At 62.4% G+C, this 17,284-nt stretch carries 12 protein-coding genes; 9 read left to right on the forward strand and 3 right to left on the reverse strand.

The features are described from left to right. Positions 1 to 372 precede the first annotated feature (372 nt). Positions 373 to 624 carry a hypothetical protein gene (locus tag AXF13_RS06845; protein WP_062252167.1) on the forward strand — a complete coding sequence of 84 codons (252 nt, stop codon included), beginning with the start codon at positions 373 to 375 and terminating at the stop codon, positions 622 to 624. After that, positions 611 to 754 carry a hypothetical protein gene (locus AXF13_RS17045; protein ID WP_190276385.1) on the forward strand — a complete coding sequence of 48 codons (144 nt, stop codon included), beginning with the start codon at positions 611 to 613 and terminating at the stop codon, positions 752 to 754. The genes AXF13_RS06845 and AXF13_RS17045 overlap by 14 nt, the downstream gene beginning before the upstream one ends. Positions 755 to 1,039: 285 nt before the next feature. On the opposite strand, the gene AXF13_RS06850 is transcribed toward AXF13_RS17045, so the two are convergent. The 3 genes from AXF13_RS06850 to AXF13_RS06860 all read right to left on the reverse strand — a co-directional run bounded on the left by AXF13_RS06850 (position 1,040) and on the right by AXF13_RS06860 (position 4,820). Next, entirely contained in the window at positions 1,040 to 3,136 is a 2,097-nt protein-coding gene (locus AXF13_RS06850) for a TRAP transporter permease (protein WP_150116089.1), read from the reverse strand. Between the two features lie 55 nt (positions 3,137 to 3,191). Further along, on the reverse strand, positions 3,192 to 3,743 hold the full coding sequence (locus AXF13_RS06855) for a DUF1850 domain-containing protein (protein ID WP_062252168.1): 552 nt from the start codon (positions 3,741 to 3,743) through the stop codon (positions 3,192 to 3,194). 126 nt (positions 3,744 to 3,869) lie between these two features. Next, on the reverse strand, positions 3,870 to 4,820 hold the full coding sequence (locus AXF13_RS06860; RefSeq protein ID WP_009301549.1) for a TAXI family TRAP transporter solute-binding subunit: 951 nt from the start codon (positions 4,818 to 4,820) through the stop codon (positions 3,870 to 3,872). A 272-nt stretch (positions 4,821 to 5,092) separates the two neighbouring features. Here AXF13_RS06860 and AXF13_RS06865 point away from each other — a divergent pair, with 272 nt between their 5' ends. The 7 genes from AXF13_RS06865 to AXF13_RS06895 all read left to right on the forward strand — a co-directional run bounded on the left by AXF13_RS06865 (position 5,093) and on the right by AXF13_RS06895 (position 17,270). Further along, positions 5,093 to 5,914 (forward strand): YMGG-like glycine zipper-containing protein, encoded by an 822-nt coding sequence (locus tag AXF13_RS06865; protein WP_062252169.1) that lies wholly within the window; start codon positions 5,093 to 5,095, stop codon positions 5,912 to 5,914. 83 nt (positions 5,915 to 5,997) lie between these two features. Next, positions 5,998 to 7,143 (forward strand): S1C family serine protease, encoded by a 1,146-nt coding sequence (locus AXF13_RS06870; RefSeq protein ID WP_062252170.1) that lies wholly within the window; start codon positions 5,998 to 6,000, stop codon positions 7,141 to 7,143. Beyond that, positions 7,140 to 8,462, forward strand: coding sequence for an SrfA family protein (locus AXF13_RS06875; protein ID WP_062252171.1), 1,323 nt, complete (start codon positions 7,140 to 7,142; stop codon positions 8,460 to 8,462). The genes AXF13_RS06870 and AXF13_RS06875 overlap by 4 nt, the downstream gene beginning before the upstream one ends. Before the next feature lie 2 nt (positions 8,463 to 8,464). Continuing rightward, positions 8,465 to 11,572, forward strand: coding sequence for a virulence factor SrfB (locus AXF13_RS06880; protein WP_062252172.1), 3,108 nt, complete (start codon positions 8,465 to 8,467; stop codon positions 11,570 to 11,572). A 12-nt stretch (positions 11,573 to 11,584) separates the two neighbouring features. After that, complete coding sequence (locus AXF13_RS06885) at positions 11,585 to 14,212, forward strand: virulence factor SrfC family protein (protein WP_062252173.1); 2,628 nt, start codon at positions 11,585 to 11,587, stop codon at positions 14,210 to 14,212. A 3-nt stretch (positions 14,213 to 14,215) separates the two neighbouring features. Continuing rightward, entirely contained in the window at positions 14,216 to 15,256 is a 1,041-nt protein-coding gene (locus AXF13_RS06890; protein WP_062252174.1) for an SEL1-like repeat protein, read from the forward strand. 31 nt (positions 15,257 to 15,287) lie between these two features. Next, positions 15,288 to 17,270, forward strand: coding sequence for a vWA domain-containing protein (locus AXF13_RS06895; protein WP_062252175.1), 1,983 nt, complete (start codon positions 15,288 to 15,290; stop codon positions 17,268 to 17,270). Positions 17,271 to 17,284 lie beyond the last annotated feature (14 nt).

Consider the following 17,284-nt stretch of genomic DNA (forward strand, 5'->3'; position numbering starts at 1 on the left):
AGCCTATAACGCCACGGAGGCCAGCCATGACTGATAAACAAAAAAACAAGGTAGGCGAAATCGCTCGGCATATTGGGGGCCCACATCCCTGTGATAACGGGGTGTCATATGACGAGCCACAATGTGGTCGGTGCAACACAAGCAGAGCCGTTGTAGTTTATAGTGTCCACGTTGAACCGCTGGAATGCGAACTTCAGCGCCTACAGGCCGAGAACGCACTGATGCAAAGCATGATTGCTGCTCTGGCGAGAAAGGTTGCAAATCTTACTCGGAGATGGGCCAAGGCGGGCAACGTAGACAACAGTGCAGAATATTGGACGTCATGGGCGAGACATGACGCCGAAGCAGCCTACATCGCCACGGAGGACCACCATGACCAACTCCCCTGACGTGGTCATCGCCACCATCGACGAACTGCTGCGGCTGCGGGCGGAGAATGAGAGACTGGAGCGGGAACTTGTGCGGGCGATTGAGGTTATGGAATGCCTGTTAGCGGGTAAACCCGGTGGAGTGTATTTCCAAAAGTACCAAGGCGGCCTGCAAATAGCTTTACGCTCTGCGCAACGCGCTCTTTCAGGAGCCGCCCGCAAGGCCGTGAAGGAGGCCCTCAATGCCCAAAATTGATTCCATCGATAAAGCGGCCCTGCTCATGCTAATCGAAAACCATTGGGAAGAATTTGTGGAGTATTCCGGCGGCGAGGAGTCGGCGGAAATGACGCTACGCGCTCTTAAATACGTGGCGGGGATGGTATAGCAGATGGCCGTCTCCACGGCATGAAAAAGAGGGGGTTCCGGCCCCCTCTTTCCGTTGCATCCTGTGCAACAAAATTGCAAACACAGTCCCGATATATTCCGTCTGGTTTCTGATTATCCCGCATTTTTCCCTTCAGTTATTACGCCGTGAATCATCAAACAAAGGGCGCGGCATCATCAGTGATGCCGCGCCCTTTGTTTGATCCGTGTTACGCGATCAGCGAGCAGTTTTGTGCCTACTATCTCAGTCCGTCGCCTCGATCAGTCACTCGACGCAAAGCCGGACTTACGCCGCGACCGCTTCCGGATGCCGGGGCCCTTCCTTGAATACCTTCTGCAAGACATAGACCGCCGCCATCAAGCTAAGGCCGATGATATCCGTAACCAGTCCCGGCGTGATCAGCGTAATGGCCGCGGCCACCAGCACCAGGCGTTCCCAGAGATAAAGGTTGCGCAGCCAGTAGCCCACACTCGCGAAGGAGAGTGAGGCAATGCCCACGGCTGCGGTGCAGACGATGAAAACAATCTCCGTATTGCTGGCGCCGATCATCAGCAGGCCCGGATTGTAGCAGAAGATATAGGGTATCAGAAAACCCGCCAGAGCCAGTTTAACGGCCATAAAGCCCGTGGCGTTGGGTTCCGACCGGGCAATGCCCGCCGCCGCATACGCGGCCAAGGCCACCGGCGGAGTCAGGTCGGCCAGGATGCCGAAGTACATGATGAAGAGATGCGCGGCCAGCATGGGTACGCCGAAAGTCTGAATGGCCGGGGCTGCAATGGTGGCCAGCACGATATACTTGGCCGTGGTGGGCAGGCCCATGCCCAGCACAATGGAGGCCAGCATGGTGAAGAAGAGCGTCAGGGCAAAGCTGCCGGCGGAAAGGGTCAGAATGGCATTAGCCAGCTTGAGCCCCACGCCGGTGAGCGTCACCACGCCGATGACAAAGCCCGTGCAGGCGCAGGCCGCGGCCACGCCCAAGGCCAGGCGGCCGCCGTTTTCCATGGCCTGCAGGATATCCTTCCCGGCCTGGCGGTTGCACTGCGCAAGGGAATGCCTGACATTCAGGCCGCTGGAGCTGGCTCCGGCCCAGGCCTTCCAGTTATTGGCCACCAGGGAAATGATCACGGTCGCCAGAATGCAGTAATAAGCCGACTTGAGCGGCGTATAGCCCTGAATAAGCAGATAGATGAGCACGAAAATGGGAATGAGCAGATAGCCGCCCTGGCGCAGCACGAACCAGGCGCGCGGCAGGCGTTCCTTGGGAATACCCTTGAGGCCCAGGCGCTTGGCTTCCATGTGGACCATGAAGCCCACGGCCAGATAATACAACAGGGCCGGGATCAGCGCGGCCTTGGCGATTTCCACATAGCCCACGCCCAGAAACTGGGCCATGATGAAGGCCGCCGCGCCCATGATCGGGGGCATGATCTGGCCGCCCGTGGAGGAAGCCGCTTCCACCGCGCCGGCAAAAGCTCCCCGGTAGCCCACGCTTTTCATCAGAGGGATGGTGAAGGTGCCCGTGGACACGGTATTCGCCACGGAAGAACCGGAGATGGTGCCGAAAAAGCCGCTCGCCAGCACGGCCACCTTGGCCGGGCCGCCCACAAAGCGCCCGGCGGCTGCCAGAGCCAGGTCAATGAAAAACTTGCCCAGGCCCGTACTGTGCAGAAACGCGCCGAACAGAATGAACAGAAAGACGAAGGAGGCCGAAACGCCCAGCGGCATGCCGAACAGGCCCTCCGTGGTCAGATACATATGGGCCACGATGCGTTTCATCGAGAAGCCGGGATGGCCCATCATGCCGGGGATCAGATTGCCGAACTTGGCGTAGAGCAGAAAGCAGACGGCAACCAGGGTGATGGGCAGCCCCACGATGCGCCGCGTGGCTTCCAGCACCAACAGAATGGAAGCGCAGCCAAAAATAAAGTCCATCTCGGTGGGCGGCCCGGCATCCAGCACGATCACGTCGTAATTCCAGACGATATAGCCGCAGACCGCCGCACCGGCAGCGGCCAGCAACACGTCGTACCAGGCGAGCTTATGCTTGCTGCCTGTGGCCCGCGCCGGATACAGCAGATAGATCAGCACCAGCACAAAGCCCAGGTGCACGGCGCGCTGGATTTGCGGCGGGTATGCGCCGGTGGCCGCTGTAAAAAGATGGAATCCGGAAAGGGCGATGCAGAGCACGCGGATAAAAACTTCCAGTCCGCCCCTGAACGTACGATAGGCTGATTCCTTATCATACTTGGCTACGATTTCGGAAACGTCGACGGTGCCCTGCACCTTTTCCACCGTGGCGGAATCCAGCTTTTCCGCCTCTTCCAAGGCAAAACCTCCGGACCCCTCCTGTTCGATAACCTTCATCCGCTCTTTATGGCTCATCCTTACCTGCCTCAAAACTAAACGTTGTCATACGCTGCGGCGGCACCCATTCCGCTCACCGGATCACAACCCCCGCGCGGACGCGTGGAGACAGCGTAAAGGTGACGGCGCTGCCCGGCGGAGCCAGTTCCGCCAAAGGAATCTCGCGCGTCATGCCGCGCGCGGATTTTCCTTCAGCCGCGTCCTCCAGCGGCAACAGCAGCGTATGCTGCGCAATGCGCCCCACGCGCACATCAAAAGAAGGCAGCGCCTTGTGATAACCGCTGATTACAATGTGCCCGTCGCCGGTGGACATGGTCTGCCCCGGCCCCGGAGTGTGCGGCAGGCCCGCCCCGAAATCCTGATAAACCGTTTTTTCCAGAAAAATTGTCTGCTGACTGACGCGGAACCAGTCTTCCACCGGGCTTTTGGCCACGGAATGGATGTAACGAATGCCGAAGCTCAGTCCTTCCCGCGCCGGACAGGAAAAAAGCACAGCACCGTCAGCATTTTTCAGCACCAGGTCGCCGTCCGCTCCGTCCGGGGAAGCCGCCCGCGCTGCCCCTGCCCAGAGCAGTGTGCAGAGACACAGCAAAGCTGTCGGCATGTACAAAAAAAATTTCGGCATGTCCATTCCGCCCGCAGGCCGCATCGGGCGGAAGCCCCGCCCCGGCCGTCATCGTCTACAGCATTTTGCGTTTGAAATAGCTCTAAAACGAAACAGGGCGAGGGAAAGCCCCTCGCCCTGAGGTTTTTACTTCAACGCGCCTTTTTCCTTGAGGTACTTTGCCGCGCCGGGATGGAAGGGAATGGTCACGCCGTCAGCCGCATGCTGCAGCGAAATCTCCGCGCCCTTGTTGTGGGCCTTGGCAACGTCGCCCAGATTTTCAAACAAGGTCTTGGTCAGGGCGTAGGCCACGTCGTCGGGCATATTCTTGTTGGCCACCAGAATGGCCTGCACCGAAAGCGTGGGCACGGCATTTTCCTGGCCTTTGTAGGTCTTGGCCGGGATGGCGTCCTTCACCAGATAGGGGAACTTGGCCACGATTTCATCGGCCTTGGCCCCGTCCAGCGGCACGAAAACCACTTCCTGGGCCGTGGTGATGTCCTGGATGGCCGGATTCGGGGTGCCGATGGTAAAGACGAAGCCGTCCAGCTGGCGGTCCTTGAACTGGTCGGCGGTTTCGCCGTAGGGCAAAAAGATGGGCTCCACGTTCTTGTAGTCCAGGCCGTAGAAGCCGAAGATCTGACGGCAGTTCACTTCATTGCCGCTGCCGCGCGCGCCCACGGAAACCTTCTTGCCCTTGAAGTCTTCCAGCTTGGTCACGCCGCTGTCCTTACTGGCGACCACGTGCAGGTATTCAGGATAGAGACGGGCAATGGCGCGCACGTCCTCGAGCTTGGTACGGAAAGGGGCCTTGCCGTTGAAGGCGGAGTCAGCCACATCGTTCTGCACGATGGCGAAATCCACGTCGCCGGCCTCCACCAGGCGCATATTTTCGCCCGAGGCGCCCGTGGCCTGCGCGGTGATCGCCAGAGCCCCGTTGCTTTTGGAGGTGAGCACCTGACCGATGGCGCCGCCCAGGGGAAAGTAGACCCCGGAGGTGCCGCCGGTGGCCAGGGTCAGGCGTTTGGCATCGGCAAAAGCCGTGGCGGCGGCCAGAATCAAAGCGCCGGCCAGAACAAGGCTGAAAACTTTTTTCATCTGGGGATACTCCTTGAACAGGGTTGACCCGTCAGACAGGCGGGCCGCGTCCAATGCGACCGCCGTGAGCCACGGGTGGAAAAACGATGGGAACTATGTATGCATACACCAGTGAGGTGCCAAAAGCAAATCAAGAGCGCTCCGGCGCGCCTGAACCAGGCTCTGGCGTCGGTCGGCGCGACAGAGGATTGCCGCTTGCCGTTTACCATTGCTTTGCAGTAAAATGCAAAAATACGTGGGTATTTCATAACCGCATCCGAGGAGGCCGTCCCATGCAACACCGCGTTTTTCTTCCGGGCCTGGCTCTGCTTCTGGCGGGCAGCCTGCTGCTCACCGGCTGCGCCAGCCAGTACGGCGCGCAAAAAACCAAGGTCAACTATTATCCGCAGTGTTACCAGCCCGTGGCCCAGTTGCGGCAGGATGAGAACAGCACCGGCACCAGCACCGCCGTCGGCGCGGCCGGGGGCGCTTTGCTGGGCGCGCTGATCGGCGGCCTGGCTACCGGCAAAGTGGAAGGCGCGGTGGCCGGTGCGGCCGTGGGCGGCGTGTCCGGCGCGGTGGCCGGCAACATTTACGGCAAATCCCAGGCCCGGGACCGGGACGCGGCCTATCTTCAGGCCTATTCGCGCCAGCTGGGTTCCGAAGCGGCCAGCATGAACCGCGCCACGGCGGCGGCCAAGGTGGCGGCCAAGTGTTATGACGAACAGTTTCAGCTGGCGGCCAATCAGTTCAAGGCCGGACAGATCACCCGGCTGGACTTTCAGGACCGCTACAATGAGATCCGCAGCGGCCTGGAGGAGACGTCCTTCATCCTGAACAGCACGGCTACGACCATGGCCCAGAAGGACAGCGAATATCAGCGGGCTCTGGCCGAACAATACACCGCCGCCGAACCGGCCTCCGCCAAGCGCGCCAGCACGGCCAAAAGCGGCAAGCGCGCGACCGGACGCCCGGCTCCGGCCCCGAGCCAGAGCAACGTCACGGCCCAGGCCGAACAGTGGAAGACCTCCCGCGAGGAACTGGAAAGCACGCGACAGGATGTGGACTCGCGCCTGAACGCCTATCAGCAGACAGTGGACAATCTCTTGATCTGACCCGCGCCGTCCCGCTCCGCACTTCCGTTGCGGGCGGGACGCGTTTTGCCCTGCCGGGCAGCTTGTGAAAGTGGAGCTTGCGCATGACAGACGGCGAAAATAAGACTTCCGGCTCCACTGCCGGTACAACGCCCCTCCCGATGGAAAACGTCGCGCCCCGGACGCCGCCCGTGGCGATACCCTGGTACCGGCGACCCTGGTTCTGGGGTCTGCTGCTTTTTCTGTGCCTCCTGTTGCTGGCGGCCTGGCTGCTCCGGAAGGAATGGCAGGGCGCGGAAGCCCGGCGTGCGGCCTTGGAAAAACAAACAGCGGAAGCCCGGCACAACAACGAGGCGCGCGAGGCTTTTTTACGGCAACTGCGCTTGCTGCTTGAAAAAGACCCCTGCGATATCCAGCGCGAGCTGAACAGGCTCAGCCCGCCGCCGGGCGTGGTCTGGCCGCCGCTGTCCACGCCCTCCCCTTCTCCGGCCGCCACGCCTGAAGCTCCTGTGGCAACGCCCGCGTCGCCCCCGGCTGTCCAACCGCAGGCCTCGACGCCCGCCCCGCCGACCAGCGTGGCAGAACTTCTGGAGCAGGGCACGGTACTGGTGCTGGCCCAGAGAAAGGAAGGACTCTCCATGGGCTCCGGCTTTTTTGTGGCTCCCGGCTACATTGTAACCAATGCCCATGTGGTGGGCGACGCCACCCAGGCCATTGTCACCAACAAAGCCACCAGGGGCCTGCTGACCGCCAAAGTTCTGCGCACTACCCAGTCCGGCGGACGCGATTTCGCCGTGCTTCAGGTGCAGGGCGCGCCCTCGATCACGCCGCTCAAGCTGGCCGCCGACATCAAACGCACCGAACGGGTCAGCGCCTGGGGCTTCCCCGGCGCGGTCACCGTGGATGATCCCAAATTCGCGGCCCTCTTGCAGGGCAATGCCGCCGCCGCGCCGGAAGTCGTTTATACCGACGGCTCGGTGAGCGTGATCCTGCAACGCGATCCGCCGCTCATCGTGCACACGGCCACGGTTTCCCAAGGCAACAGCGGCGGCCCGCTGGTCAACGACAAAGGCGAGGTGGCGGGCATCAATACCTTCATCAAGCTGGACGACGAATCCTACCGCCAGTCCAGCCTGGCTATCGTCAGCGCCAGCCTGGCCGACTACCTGCGTTCCGTGGGGATTCCATTCAGTCTGGCGGCCCCGCCCGCCGCTCCGGCGGCCAAAGCCGCCGGAGGTGGCAAGCCATGAGCGCCCGGATTGCCGTCAGCCTGCGCGGTCAGATGCGGGCCCTTGCCAGCCAGGGTATTTTCGCCACGGATTGCTATGCCCAGATGCGGGCCATCCTGCTTCAGAAACTGGGGCCGGAGCACGCGGCCCTGCTGGCCGAACCCCAGCACGACGCGGAAGGCCGCAATGTGGACTGGTATGCCGCAGGCCAGGGAGAGGCACGGCCCGTCAAAGAACTGCCTGAAGCCGAGGCCCAGGCCCTGCGCGCCAAAGCCGGCGGCCTCGCCAAGGATATCCTGAACCTTTCCCGGTCCCTGACCGCCGAGGCCCAGGCCCGGCAGGCTCTTTCAGGCCAACTGCTGCAACTGGCCCTGCAGCACCCGACAGAAGATGATCTCTGGTCCGTGGGCGGCAAACCGGTCCTGATCAACTGGGGTTTCGCGCCCGGAGCCGTGGGCGCCCAACCCGAGGATCTTTCCCGCCTGGGGGCCGTACCGCCCCCCGCGCCAGTGGCCGTCCCCACGCCTCCGCCGCCCCCGAGCCGAAGCGGCTGCCTGCCCTGGTTGTTGCCCCTGCTTTTGCTCCTGCTTCTGCTCTGGTTGCTGCTGGCGGCTCTGGGCATTCTGCCCTCGCCTCTTCCGACCTCCTGCTTCAGAACGGACACAGCGGCTCTGGAAACCGAAAAAAGCCGCGCCGCTCAACTGGACGACGAGCTGGCCCGACTCTGGCAGCAATTGCAGGAACGCGCGGCCCTCTGTAAGCCCGTGATCCCGCCGGTGGCGGCGAAGGAACCGGAAAAACCGGCCACAGAACCCAAAAAGGAACCGGAAGTCGTGGAACCCTTCCTGGGTGAAACCCCGCCGGAGCCGGAAAAACCCAAGGTTGAGAAGCCCAAACAGGAAAAGCCCCAAAAGCAGGAGCCCAAGCCCGAACCTCCTGCCCCCAGGCCAGCGCCCAAAAAGAACGAGGACCTGAACATCCCCAGCGATGCGGCCAAAAAGAACGACCTCACCTTTTTGGAAGGCTGCTGGACCAGTGAGACGGGCCTGTATTCGCATCCTTCCAACGAGCCGATCATTGCCGAATACTGCTTTGACAAGAACGGCAAGGGCCGCCGTTTCGTGCGCGAACGCAATGGACAGGTCTGCAGTGGCTCGGCCAGCGCGCGCTTCCAGGGCAACCGCCTGCTCTTTGATTCCGATCCGGCCCGTTGCCCGCGCGGCGGCACCTATGTGCCCCAGAAAGTGGAGTGCACGGGCAGTGAAAGCAGCACCCAGTGCAAAGGCAATGAACTGGGCGGGGCCCGCCACAAGTGGGACGCCCGTTTCAGAAGGAAATAAGCATGGACGCCATTCCCCGTTATCTCTCGCCCGTCAGCATCATTCCCGGCGGCTGCCCGCAGTTTCTGGATTTCGCCCTCCCGGAGGAAGCCATCCACCGCCTGCGCCGCTATTTCCGCGAGGAAAAAAAGCAGGAGGGCGACGCCGGGGGCCGCTATACCCACCATCTGCGTTGCCTGGTGGAAACGGAAAACGGCTTTGTGGACCAGTTGACCGGCCAGCCCTGCGACTACGACTACGACATGGACGCCCGCCGCGCCCTGGACGTCTGGGAAGGACACTGGCTGCCCATTCCCTTTCTGCGCACCCTGGACCAGCTCTGGCCCGACGGCGGCAGGCGCTTTGAATGCGGCCCCTCCAACTGGGCGCGGGCCAGAATCATGCGTTCGGAGCAGCATCCCGGCCGGTTGCGCGTCGTACTGGCTTTTGACACCAACGTGGAGCCGCGTCCCGCCGAAGGAGAGGAATATTACGCCCTTTCGCCGCAGGACGTGGCGGCCCACGGACATTTCATGCTGGCCTGTCAGGTGCGCGACAATTCCTGGTTCCTCAACGCTGCCTGGGTGGATGAATGGCTTTCCGGCATTTACAGCGCCTGGCGGCAGGGCAAACACCACGGGCGCGGCTCCTGGCAGGAGGAAACGCCCTATGTTCTTGAACACCTGGCCAGCTATCTGACCTGGCTGGAAGTGGTGCGCCTGGCTCTCGACGATCTGGCCGCCCAAGTCATCAATCCGGACCGCGACACACCGGTGGATGTGGACCTGATTCTGGATATCGGCAATTCCCGCACCACGGGCATACTGGTGGAAACCCTGCCCCAGCGCGTCACCAATCTCAATGACAGCTATCTGCTGGAATTGCGTGATCTCAGCCAGCCCGACCGGATCTACGCCGAGCCCTTTGAAACCCGCGTCGAATTTGTGGACGCGGCTTTCGGCAACGACGCCCTTTCCCGGCGTTCGGGCCGCCAGAGCCCGGCCTTTGCCTGGCCTGCGGCCGTGCGTATCGGGCCGGAGGCCGCGCGCCTGGCAACCCAGGCCGTCTGCGCTGAAGGCACCACCGGCATGTCCAGCCCCAAACGCTATCTCTGGGACGAGCGCCCCTGGCAGCAGAGCTGGCGCTACAACACCGGCGGCAAGGCCGAGCCCATGGTCAGCCGCGGGCTGTTCGCCCGCCAGCTCAATCCCCAAGGCACGCCCCTGGCCTGCTTTGACGATCCGCTGTTCAAGAAAAGCCCTGCCCTGCAAAAACAACAGGCCGAGCCCATTTTTGAGTCCCTGTTCACCCGTTCGTCCCTGATGCTCTTTATGATGGGCGAGATCCTCACCCAGGCCCTGGTGACCATCAATTCCCCGGCCACCCGGGCACGGCGGGAACTGCCCAATCTGCCCCGGCGACTGCGGCGGCTGATTTTCACCGTGCCCACGGCCATGCCCGTGGCGGAAAAACGCATTTTCCGCCGCTGGGTGCTCTGGGCCGTGAGGGTGGTCTGGGACGCCCTGGGCTGGGGCCAATGGTATCTGCCCCAGCAACAGAACAAGGGCCAGAGCGGAGATTACCGCCTGAGCCCGCAGGTGCGTTGCGACTGGGACGAAGCCAGTTGTTCGCAGCTGGTCCTGCTCTACAATGAGCTGGCCGTCAAACAGCACGGCGACGCCCACCATCTTTTCCGGCTGATGGGCAAACCGCGTGCCGCCTACGGCAATCATCCCTGCGTGCGCGTTGCCTCCATCGACATCGGCGGCGGCACCACGGATCTCTCCATTACCACCTATGAGCTGGCCAGCGGCGAGGGCGACACGGCCCGTATCGTGCCGCATACGGAATTCCGCGACGGCTTTAATATCGCGGGTGATGAAGTTTTACGTGAAGTTGTCGCAAATCACGTCATCCCGGCCATCGGCGAAGCTCTGGTCAAGCAGGGCCTGGCGGAACCGCGCGGACTGCTGGGCCAGCTGTTCGGACGCGACGCCATCGGCATGTCCCAGGAGGAACGAAATACCCGCGTGCGCCTGGTGCGCCAGATCGCCGTGCCCGTGGCTCTGGGCCTGCTGGCCGCCTGCGAGAATCCGGACATGCGGGACGACAGTTACAGCTGCGTTCTGGGCGACTTTTTTGAGCCGGATCCTTTGGCCGCGGCCACCGCCGCTCCTTCCCCGGATGACGAAGGTGGCGGCGGCTTCACTCCGGTCGTACGCGCTCCCCGGCCTCAGGCCGCCATTTTGCGTGCCGTGGATCACCTGGTGCGCCGCGCGGCGCCCTTCATCCAAAACTTTAATATTCTCGACGTGCCCATTCAGGTCCGCCCGCGCGCGGTGGACGCCACTATCCGCGCCACCCTGGGTCCCACCCTGTCCGCGCTCTGCGAATTGGTCCATTTGTACGACAGTGATGTGCTTCTGCTCACAGGACGCCCCAGCGCCTGGCAGGGCGTCATCGCGCCGGTGCTCGCCAAGCTGCCCGTGCCGCCGGACAGGATCATTCCCATGCGCCAGTATCATGTGGGCAGCTGGTATCCTTTTGCCGACGCCCTGGGTCGAATCACGGACCCCAAAACCACGGTTGTGGTGGGGGCCATTCTCTGCGCCCTGGCCGACGGCCATTTGGAGGGCTTTTCCTTTGATTCCGGTGCGTTGCACCTGACATCCACAGCCCGTTATATCGGCGAGATGGACATCAACAGCCAGCTCAAACGTCCCAAGGTCTGGTTTGAGGTGGATGTGGAAAGCAAGGACGGCACGGAACAGAGCCGCCAGGTGGCTTTCAGCGGCCCGCTGTCCATCGGCTACCGCCAGCTGGACACCGAACGCTGGCCCACCACGCGTTATCACTTGTTGGCTTTTGCCAGCGAGGAGGCCCGCTCCCGCGCTTCCGGGCGGTTGCCCTACACGGTGGAAGTACGCCTGCGCGTGGAGGACGTCTGGGATGACGCCCCGCGCACGGACGACGACAAGGAACGCCGTAGCGAAGGCGAATTCAGCATTGATGCCATTACGGACAACCAAGGCCGTAGCGTGGACCGCCGCGATCTGGAAATCCGTCTGCAAACCCTGAAACTGGACGAAGGCTACTGGCTGGATACCGGCATTGTGACCGACGCCGGCTAAACGAGGATGACCATGCAGCAGCAGGATACCGATCTGGCTCGGCTTTGTCGCGATCTGGCAAAGGAATCCCGCCAGGCCGTGGCTTGGCTTCAGGACAATTGCGAACTGGTGGGCAACGAATGCGCGGCCCTGCAAAAGGACATGCGCCATGCCGCCCGCTTTTTTCACAAATGCGAGCAGGCCGCGCGCCGCAAAATGTGCGTGGGCGTTTTTGGTCCCAGCCAGTCCGGCAAATCCTATCTTATTTCGGCTCTGGCCCGCGATGCCAAAGGCTCCTTGCTGGCGGACTTCGGGGGCAAGTCCTATGATTTCATCACCCAGATCAATCCCGAGGGCGGCAAGGAATCCACCGGCCTGGTGACCCGCTTCACCACAACGCCGCCCGAAGGTTTGAGCGAAGGTTTTCCCATCCGCCTGCGTCTGCTTACGGAGACGGACGTGGCCCGCGTGCTGGCCAACACCTATTACGCCGATTGCGAACACAAGGAAGCCCCGCAGCCCGAAGCCCTGACAGCGGCCCTGGACGCCCTGGAAGTCCGCGCCGCCCAATCTCCTGTCAGCGCGGGCGCGCTGAGCGGCGATGACCTGGAAGACTTAAGGGATTACATTAACAAAAATTTCAGTTCCCGGCCGCGCGTACAGATGCTGCAAAAAGGATTCTGGCTGCGAGCTGTGGAACTGGCTCCGCGCCTGGGCCTGGAAGACAGGGCGCAACTGCTGGGCCTGATCTGGGACAATGTGCCGCAATTTCAGAGCCTCTATCTGCAACTCTGCGGCGCGCTGCGCGATCTGGGCAATCCGGCGGAAGCAGGATGTCCCATTGAGGCCCTGATTCCGCGCAAGACCAGCATCATCGACGTGGCCCTGCTGCACGGACTCAGCGAACCCGCCACGGACATGCTGACGATTCTGGGAACCGAGGGCCGCAAGGCCTCGCTGCCGCGCGCGGTGGTCACGGCCCTGACCGCTGAAATCACTATCCACATGCGCGAAAAGCCGGACGACTTCTTTGACCACACCGACCTGCTGGACTTCCCCGGCTACCGTTCGCGCCTGAAACTCGAAAATCTCAATCAGGAGCTGGAACGACCCGGCACGCTGGAAAACCTCTTTCTGCGCGGCAAGGTGGCCTACCTTTTCGAGCGCTACTGCGAGGAAAAGGAACTCACCAGCATGCTGCTCTGCATCGGACCCGGCAATCAGGAGGTACAGGACCTGCCTCGCGCCGTGTACGAATGGATCTGCTCCACTCACGGCGAAAACCCGGCCCACCGTGCGGGCAAAGCCCCGGCTCTCTTCTTTGTGCTGACCAAGATGGACATGGAGTTTGAAAAGAAAAAGGGCACGCCCTCCGTGGAAACGCGCTGGACCACGCGCCTGCAATCCTCCCTTCTGGACTTCTTCGGCAAACAGCACGACTGGCCGGAAAACTGGGACGGCAGCCATCCTTTCAATAATGTCTTTCTGCTGCGCAATCCCAATTTCCGCAGCGAAGCCATTTTCAGCTTTGACGGCGACAAGGAGAGCGGCATCCGCCCGGAACAGACACTGTACGTGGAAGAGGTGCGTCAGGCCTTTTTGCAGTCGCCCCTGGTCCAGCGCCATGTGGCCGAGCCGGAAATTGTCTGGCAGGCGGCCATGACCCTCAATGACGGCGGCGTGGCCCTGCTGCGCGAAAGACTGCGTCCGCTCTGCAATCCCGAGCTCAAACGCCGCCAGATCACGGTCAGCCTGGACGAAAAACGCGAGCAGGTCCTGACCAAGCTCACCCCCTTTTATAAAAGCGACGACCGCGAGGAATTGCGCCGTCGGCAGGAACAGCTTTCGCACACCCTTGTGGCCTTGCTGGCCCGGCTGGCGGAGAAGCAGCTTTTCGGCGAATTTCTGCGCGCCCTGCAGGTGCGGGACTTTGACCTCTATGAAATCTGCTTCCGGGCCGGACAAAGCCCGGAGCAGGGGGCGGCTTCCGTCGCGCCCGCGCCGGTGGTAGGCGCGCGGGTTTCCGCCGACGACATTCTGGGCGACATTTTCGGCGACGCCCAGGCAGTATCGGCGGCATCCGCAATACAAGAAGAGGACCGCGCCCGCGACACGGCCGCCATTTTCGCCAATCTGGCGCTGGAGCACTGGATCGGGCGGTTACGCGATCTGGCCGGTGATGCGGAGGCCCGCAACTATTTCGGCCTGCCCGCCAAGGAGCTGGACCAGTTCTGCCACGAACTGATCACGGCCGCCGCACGCTGCAAGCTGCGCCAAAACCTGGAAACCGAACTGCGGCGAAGTTCCGCCTACAGCAATATGGCCCGCGAACGTCTGGTCTGGAAGCAGGTCAGCCTGGCAGCCGACGCCATCAACGCCTTTGTGGACTGGCTGGGCTTTGACCCGCGCTTCAAGGATCAGGCGGCGCGTACAGTTTTGTTCGGCGGCAAAAGCGTCAGCCTGTTCAATCCGCCGCCGGTCATCACGGGCGAGCCGCATATCGCGGAAGAAGAATCGCCCTATGACCGCCTCTGGTATACGGACTGGTTGCGGGCCCTGGCCTACAGCGTGACGGCCAATGTGGACTTTGACGGCCGACAGACCGTCAACCCGGAACAAAACAACCGCCTGCGTGATATTTTGCGGGCGTTCAAGGAATAGCGCATGCGCGCCACAATCACAGCGGACCCTTCGCGCGGTCCCGGTTACGGCATTATTGAAATCCACGACGCGGGCAATGTGTCCGCCCCCGCTTTCGTGCTGCGCCGGGGCTCGGACGGCAAAACCCTTTCCAGCGGCGGCTGGCAGGAAAGCGAAACGGCGCTCACGCCCGACGCCTGGGACAATGACGGCGGCAGCCTGCGCCTGGCCGTGGGCCCGGCCGTGGTCGATGAGATGGACAATCTGGACGCCTACCGCATCAGCCTGACCGGCGCGGGGGCCTGTGTACTGGTGGTTCAGAATCTGGTTTATTCGCATATCAGCGGCGGCCAGGGCGTGGGCGTCTATGCGCCGCCGACCGAGCCTTTGCAGGCCGTGCCGGAAACAGAGCCCACAGTGGAAGAACACGAACCGGAGCCGGAGGAAAGTCCGGAACCGGCTCCCGTCCCGGAGCCTGTTGTTACTGAGCCTCCCTTGCGGATGGCCCGGGAACCGGGTGAGGGAAAAAGCGGTAAGGGCGGCCTGCTGGTCGGCCTTGCGCTGCTTGTGCTGGTGATAGGCGTCGCTGTGTGGTGGTTTATGCTGCGCACACCGGAAAAACCGCCTCTGCCGTCAGCCCCCACGGCGGCCCAGAACCAGACAGCACCCGCCGCATCCGCAAATCAATCTCCCCTGGCCGCCGCCCGCGAACAATTGCGCGGCGAAGCCCGGCCTGAAATGAGTCTGGCCCTGGCCAAACCCATGCGCAAGGCCGGAGCCGGAGCGGAAGAAAGCGACGCGGCCTTTCTGCTGTTGGAAGACGCGGCCCAGAAGGGCAATGCCGAGGCCATGCTGCTGGTGGGGCAATTTTATGACCCGGTCAGCTCCTTGCCGCGCGGCAGCATTCCCGTGGACATGGGACAGGCCAAACACTGGTATGAACAGGCTAGGCAGAAAGGCCAGGCCGAAGCGGCCAACGCTCTGGACTCCCTGCGCATCCATGTGCAGGCCGAAGCGGACAAGGGCAATGCCGAGGCCCGGAGTTTGCTGCAAAACTGGAATTAGAGCGTGCCACAGGGCGCGCCGGGAGAGAATAATGCGTATGTCCGTCCGTCTGTGGCCGGCGTTGCTTGCGGCCTTGTGTCTGAGTCTGGCCGCCATGGCGGTTCAGGCCGAGCCGTCTCCGGCTTCCGTCAGCCCGTTGCTGCAACAGGGCAAAAAAAGCCTTTTCCAGCGGGTGGTCAGCCATCCGGGGGCCAGACTGCTGGCAGAACCCAAGGCCGACGCCAAGGTGCTGCAGGAAGCGGTCGTCCCCTTTACCGTGCTCTATGTCTATGCCCGCAAGGACGCATGGTTGCAGGTGGGTCCCTCCACCACCCAGCCTGCCGGGTGGCTGGAGGCCGCCAAAGCCACGGACTGGAACCAGTCCCTGACCCTGCTGTTCACCCCGCGCACGGGACGCGACCCGGTGCTCTTTTTCAAAACCGAGCAGGATCTCAATGCCCTCTGCTCGGCCGCCGACATGGAGAAACGCCTGGGTACACTGCTGTCCGCCGCGGCCCAGGCCGCCAAGGGGGGAACGGTTCCCGCCGACCTGCCCATTGTGGCCAGCGAGCCCGAGGGAAGTCAGGGGGCCGTTTCGGAAAAGCGTTTTTATCTCATGCCCATTCTGGCCATGCAGGACCCCTTTGACGGAGTAAAATTCCTGCGCGTGGCCTCCATTGACCCCGGCGACTATGCGAAAAACAAGAACGGCGGCAAAAACGGGCCGCCCAAAACCGGCATAGCCCTGGTCATCGATACATCTATTTCCATGAAGCCCTATATTGAGCAGAGCCTCAATGTGGTCCGCCAGATCTACGACAAGATTGAAACGGACAAGATGGCCGACAATGTGGGCTTCGCGGTGGTCGCGTTTCGCAGCAGCACCACAGCCACGCCCGGTCTGGAATATGTGTCCAAAGTGGTCAGCGACTTCGCTACGGCCAAAAACCGCAAGAGTCTGGAGGACAAACTGGCCCAGGTGCGAGAGGCCGCGGTTTCCAGCCACGACTTTAACGAAGACTCTCTGGCCGGGGTGTACAAGGCCGTGGAAGCCCTGAACTGGGGCGATTATTCCTCGCGTCTGATCCTCCTGATCACCGACGCGGGCCCCCTGAAAAACGGGGATAAATACGCCTCGGTGACAATGGGCGTCAACGAGCTCAACGACTTTGCACGCCAGAAAGGCATCTGGATTACGGTGCTGCATATCAAAAGCCCTGGCGGCGCCAAAAATTACGGCTACGCCGAGCAGAGCTACCGCGCCCTGAGCAAACTTTCCGGCAACCGCTCCAACTACCAGGCCGTGGCCGCGCCCACCCCGGCGGAGGGCGCGCGCCAGTTCGCGGCCGTGGCCAAGGCCCTGGCCACCGGCATGGTGGACATGGTCAAGAATACGGCCGCCGGCAAGATCATGACCCGCCCCAAGGATGAAACGCCGCAGCAGGCCACGCCCGAGCAGCGGGCGGAGCAACTGGCCGCTACCCTGGGGTACGCCATGCAACTGGAATATCTGGGCCGCGCGCGCGAGAACCAGGCCCCCAGCGTGGTCAATTCCTGGATCGCGGATATGGACCTCAAGCGGCTGGCCAAACATGAACAGAGCCCCAGCGTGGAAGTGGCCGTACTGCTGACCAAGAACCAGCTCAACGACCTCAGCGCGCAGCTCAAGGCCATTATCGACAATGCCGAACGCACCAAGAAGACCGACTCGCGCGATTTTTTCCAGGGCATTCTTTCGGCTTCCACGCGCATGGCCCGCGATCCCAATCTGCCCACGCAGGGCAAGAACCTGGCCGAGTTGGGCGTGTTGTCCGAATTCCTGGACGGCCTGCCCTACAAGAGCGACATCATGCTGCTGCGCGAAGAGGACTGGTACCGCATGAGCATCGGCGAGCAGACGGCCTTCATCAACCGCCTCAAGTCCCGTCTGGCCCGCTACGAGGAGTATGACCGGGACCGCGCCAACTGGGAGAGCTTCGGCCAGCCCAACGCCGGAGACTGGGTCTACCGCGTGCCCCTGAACATGCTGCCGTAGCCCGGACCACGAAT

Source organism: Desulfovibrio fairfieldensis (assembly GCF_001553605.1).
Classification (GTDB): Bacteria; Desulfobacterota; Desulfovibrionia; order Desulfovibrionales; family Desulfovibrionaceae; genus Desulfovibrio; species Desulfovibrio fairfieldensis.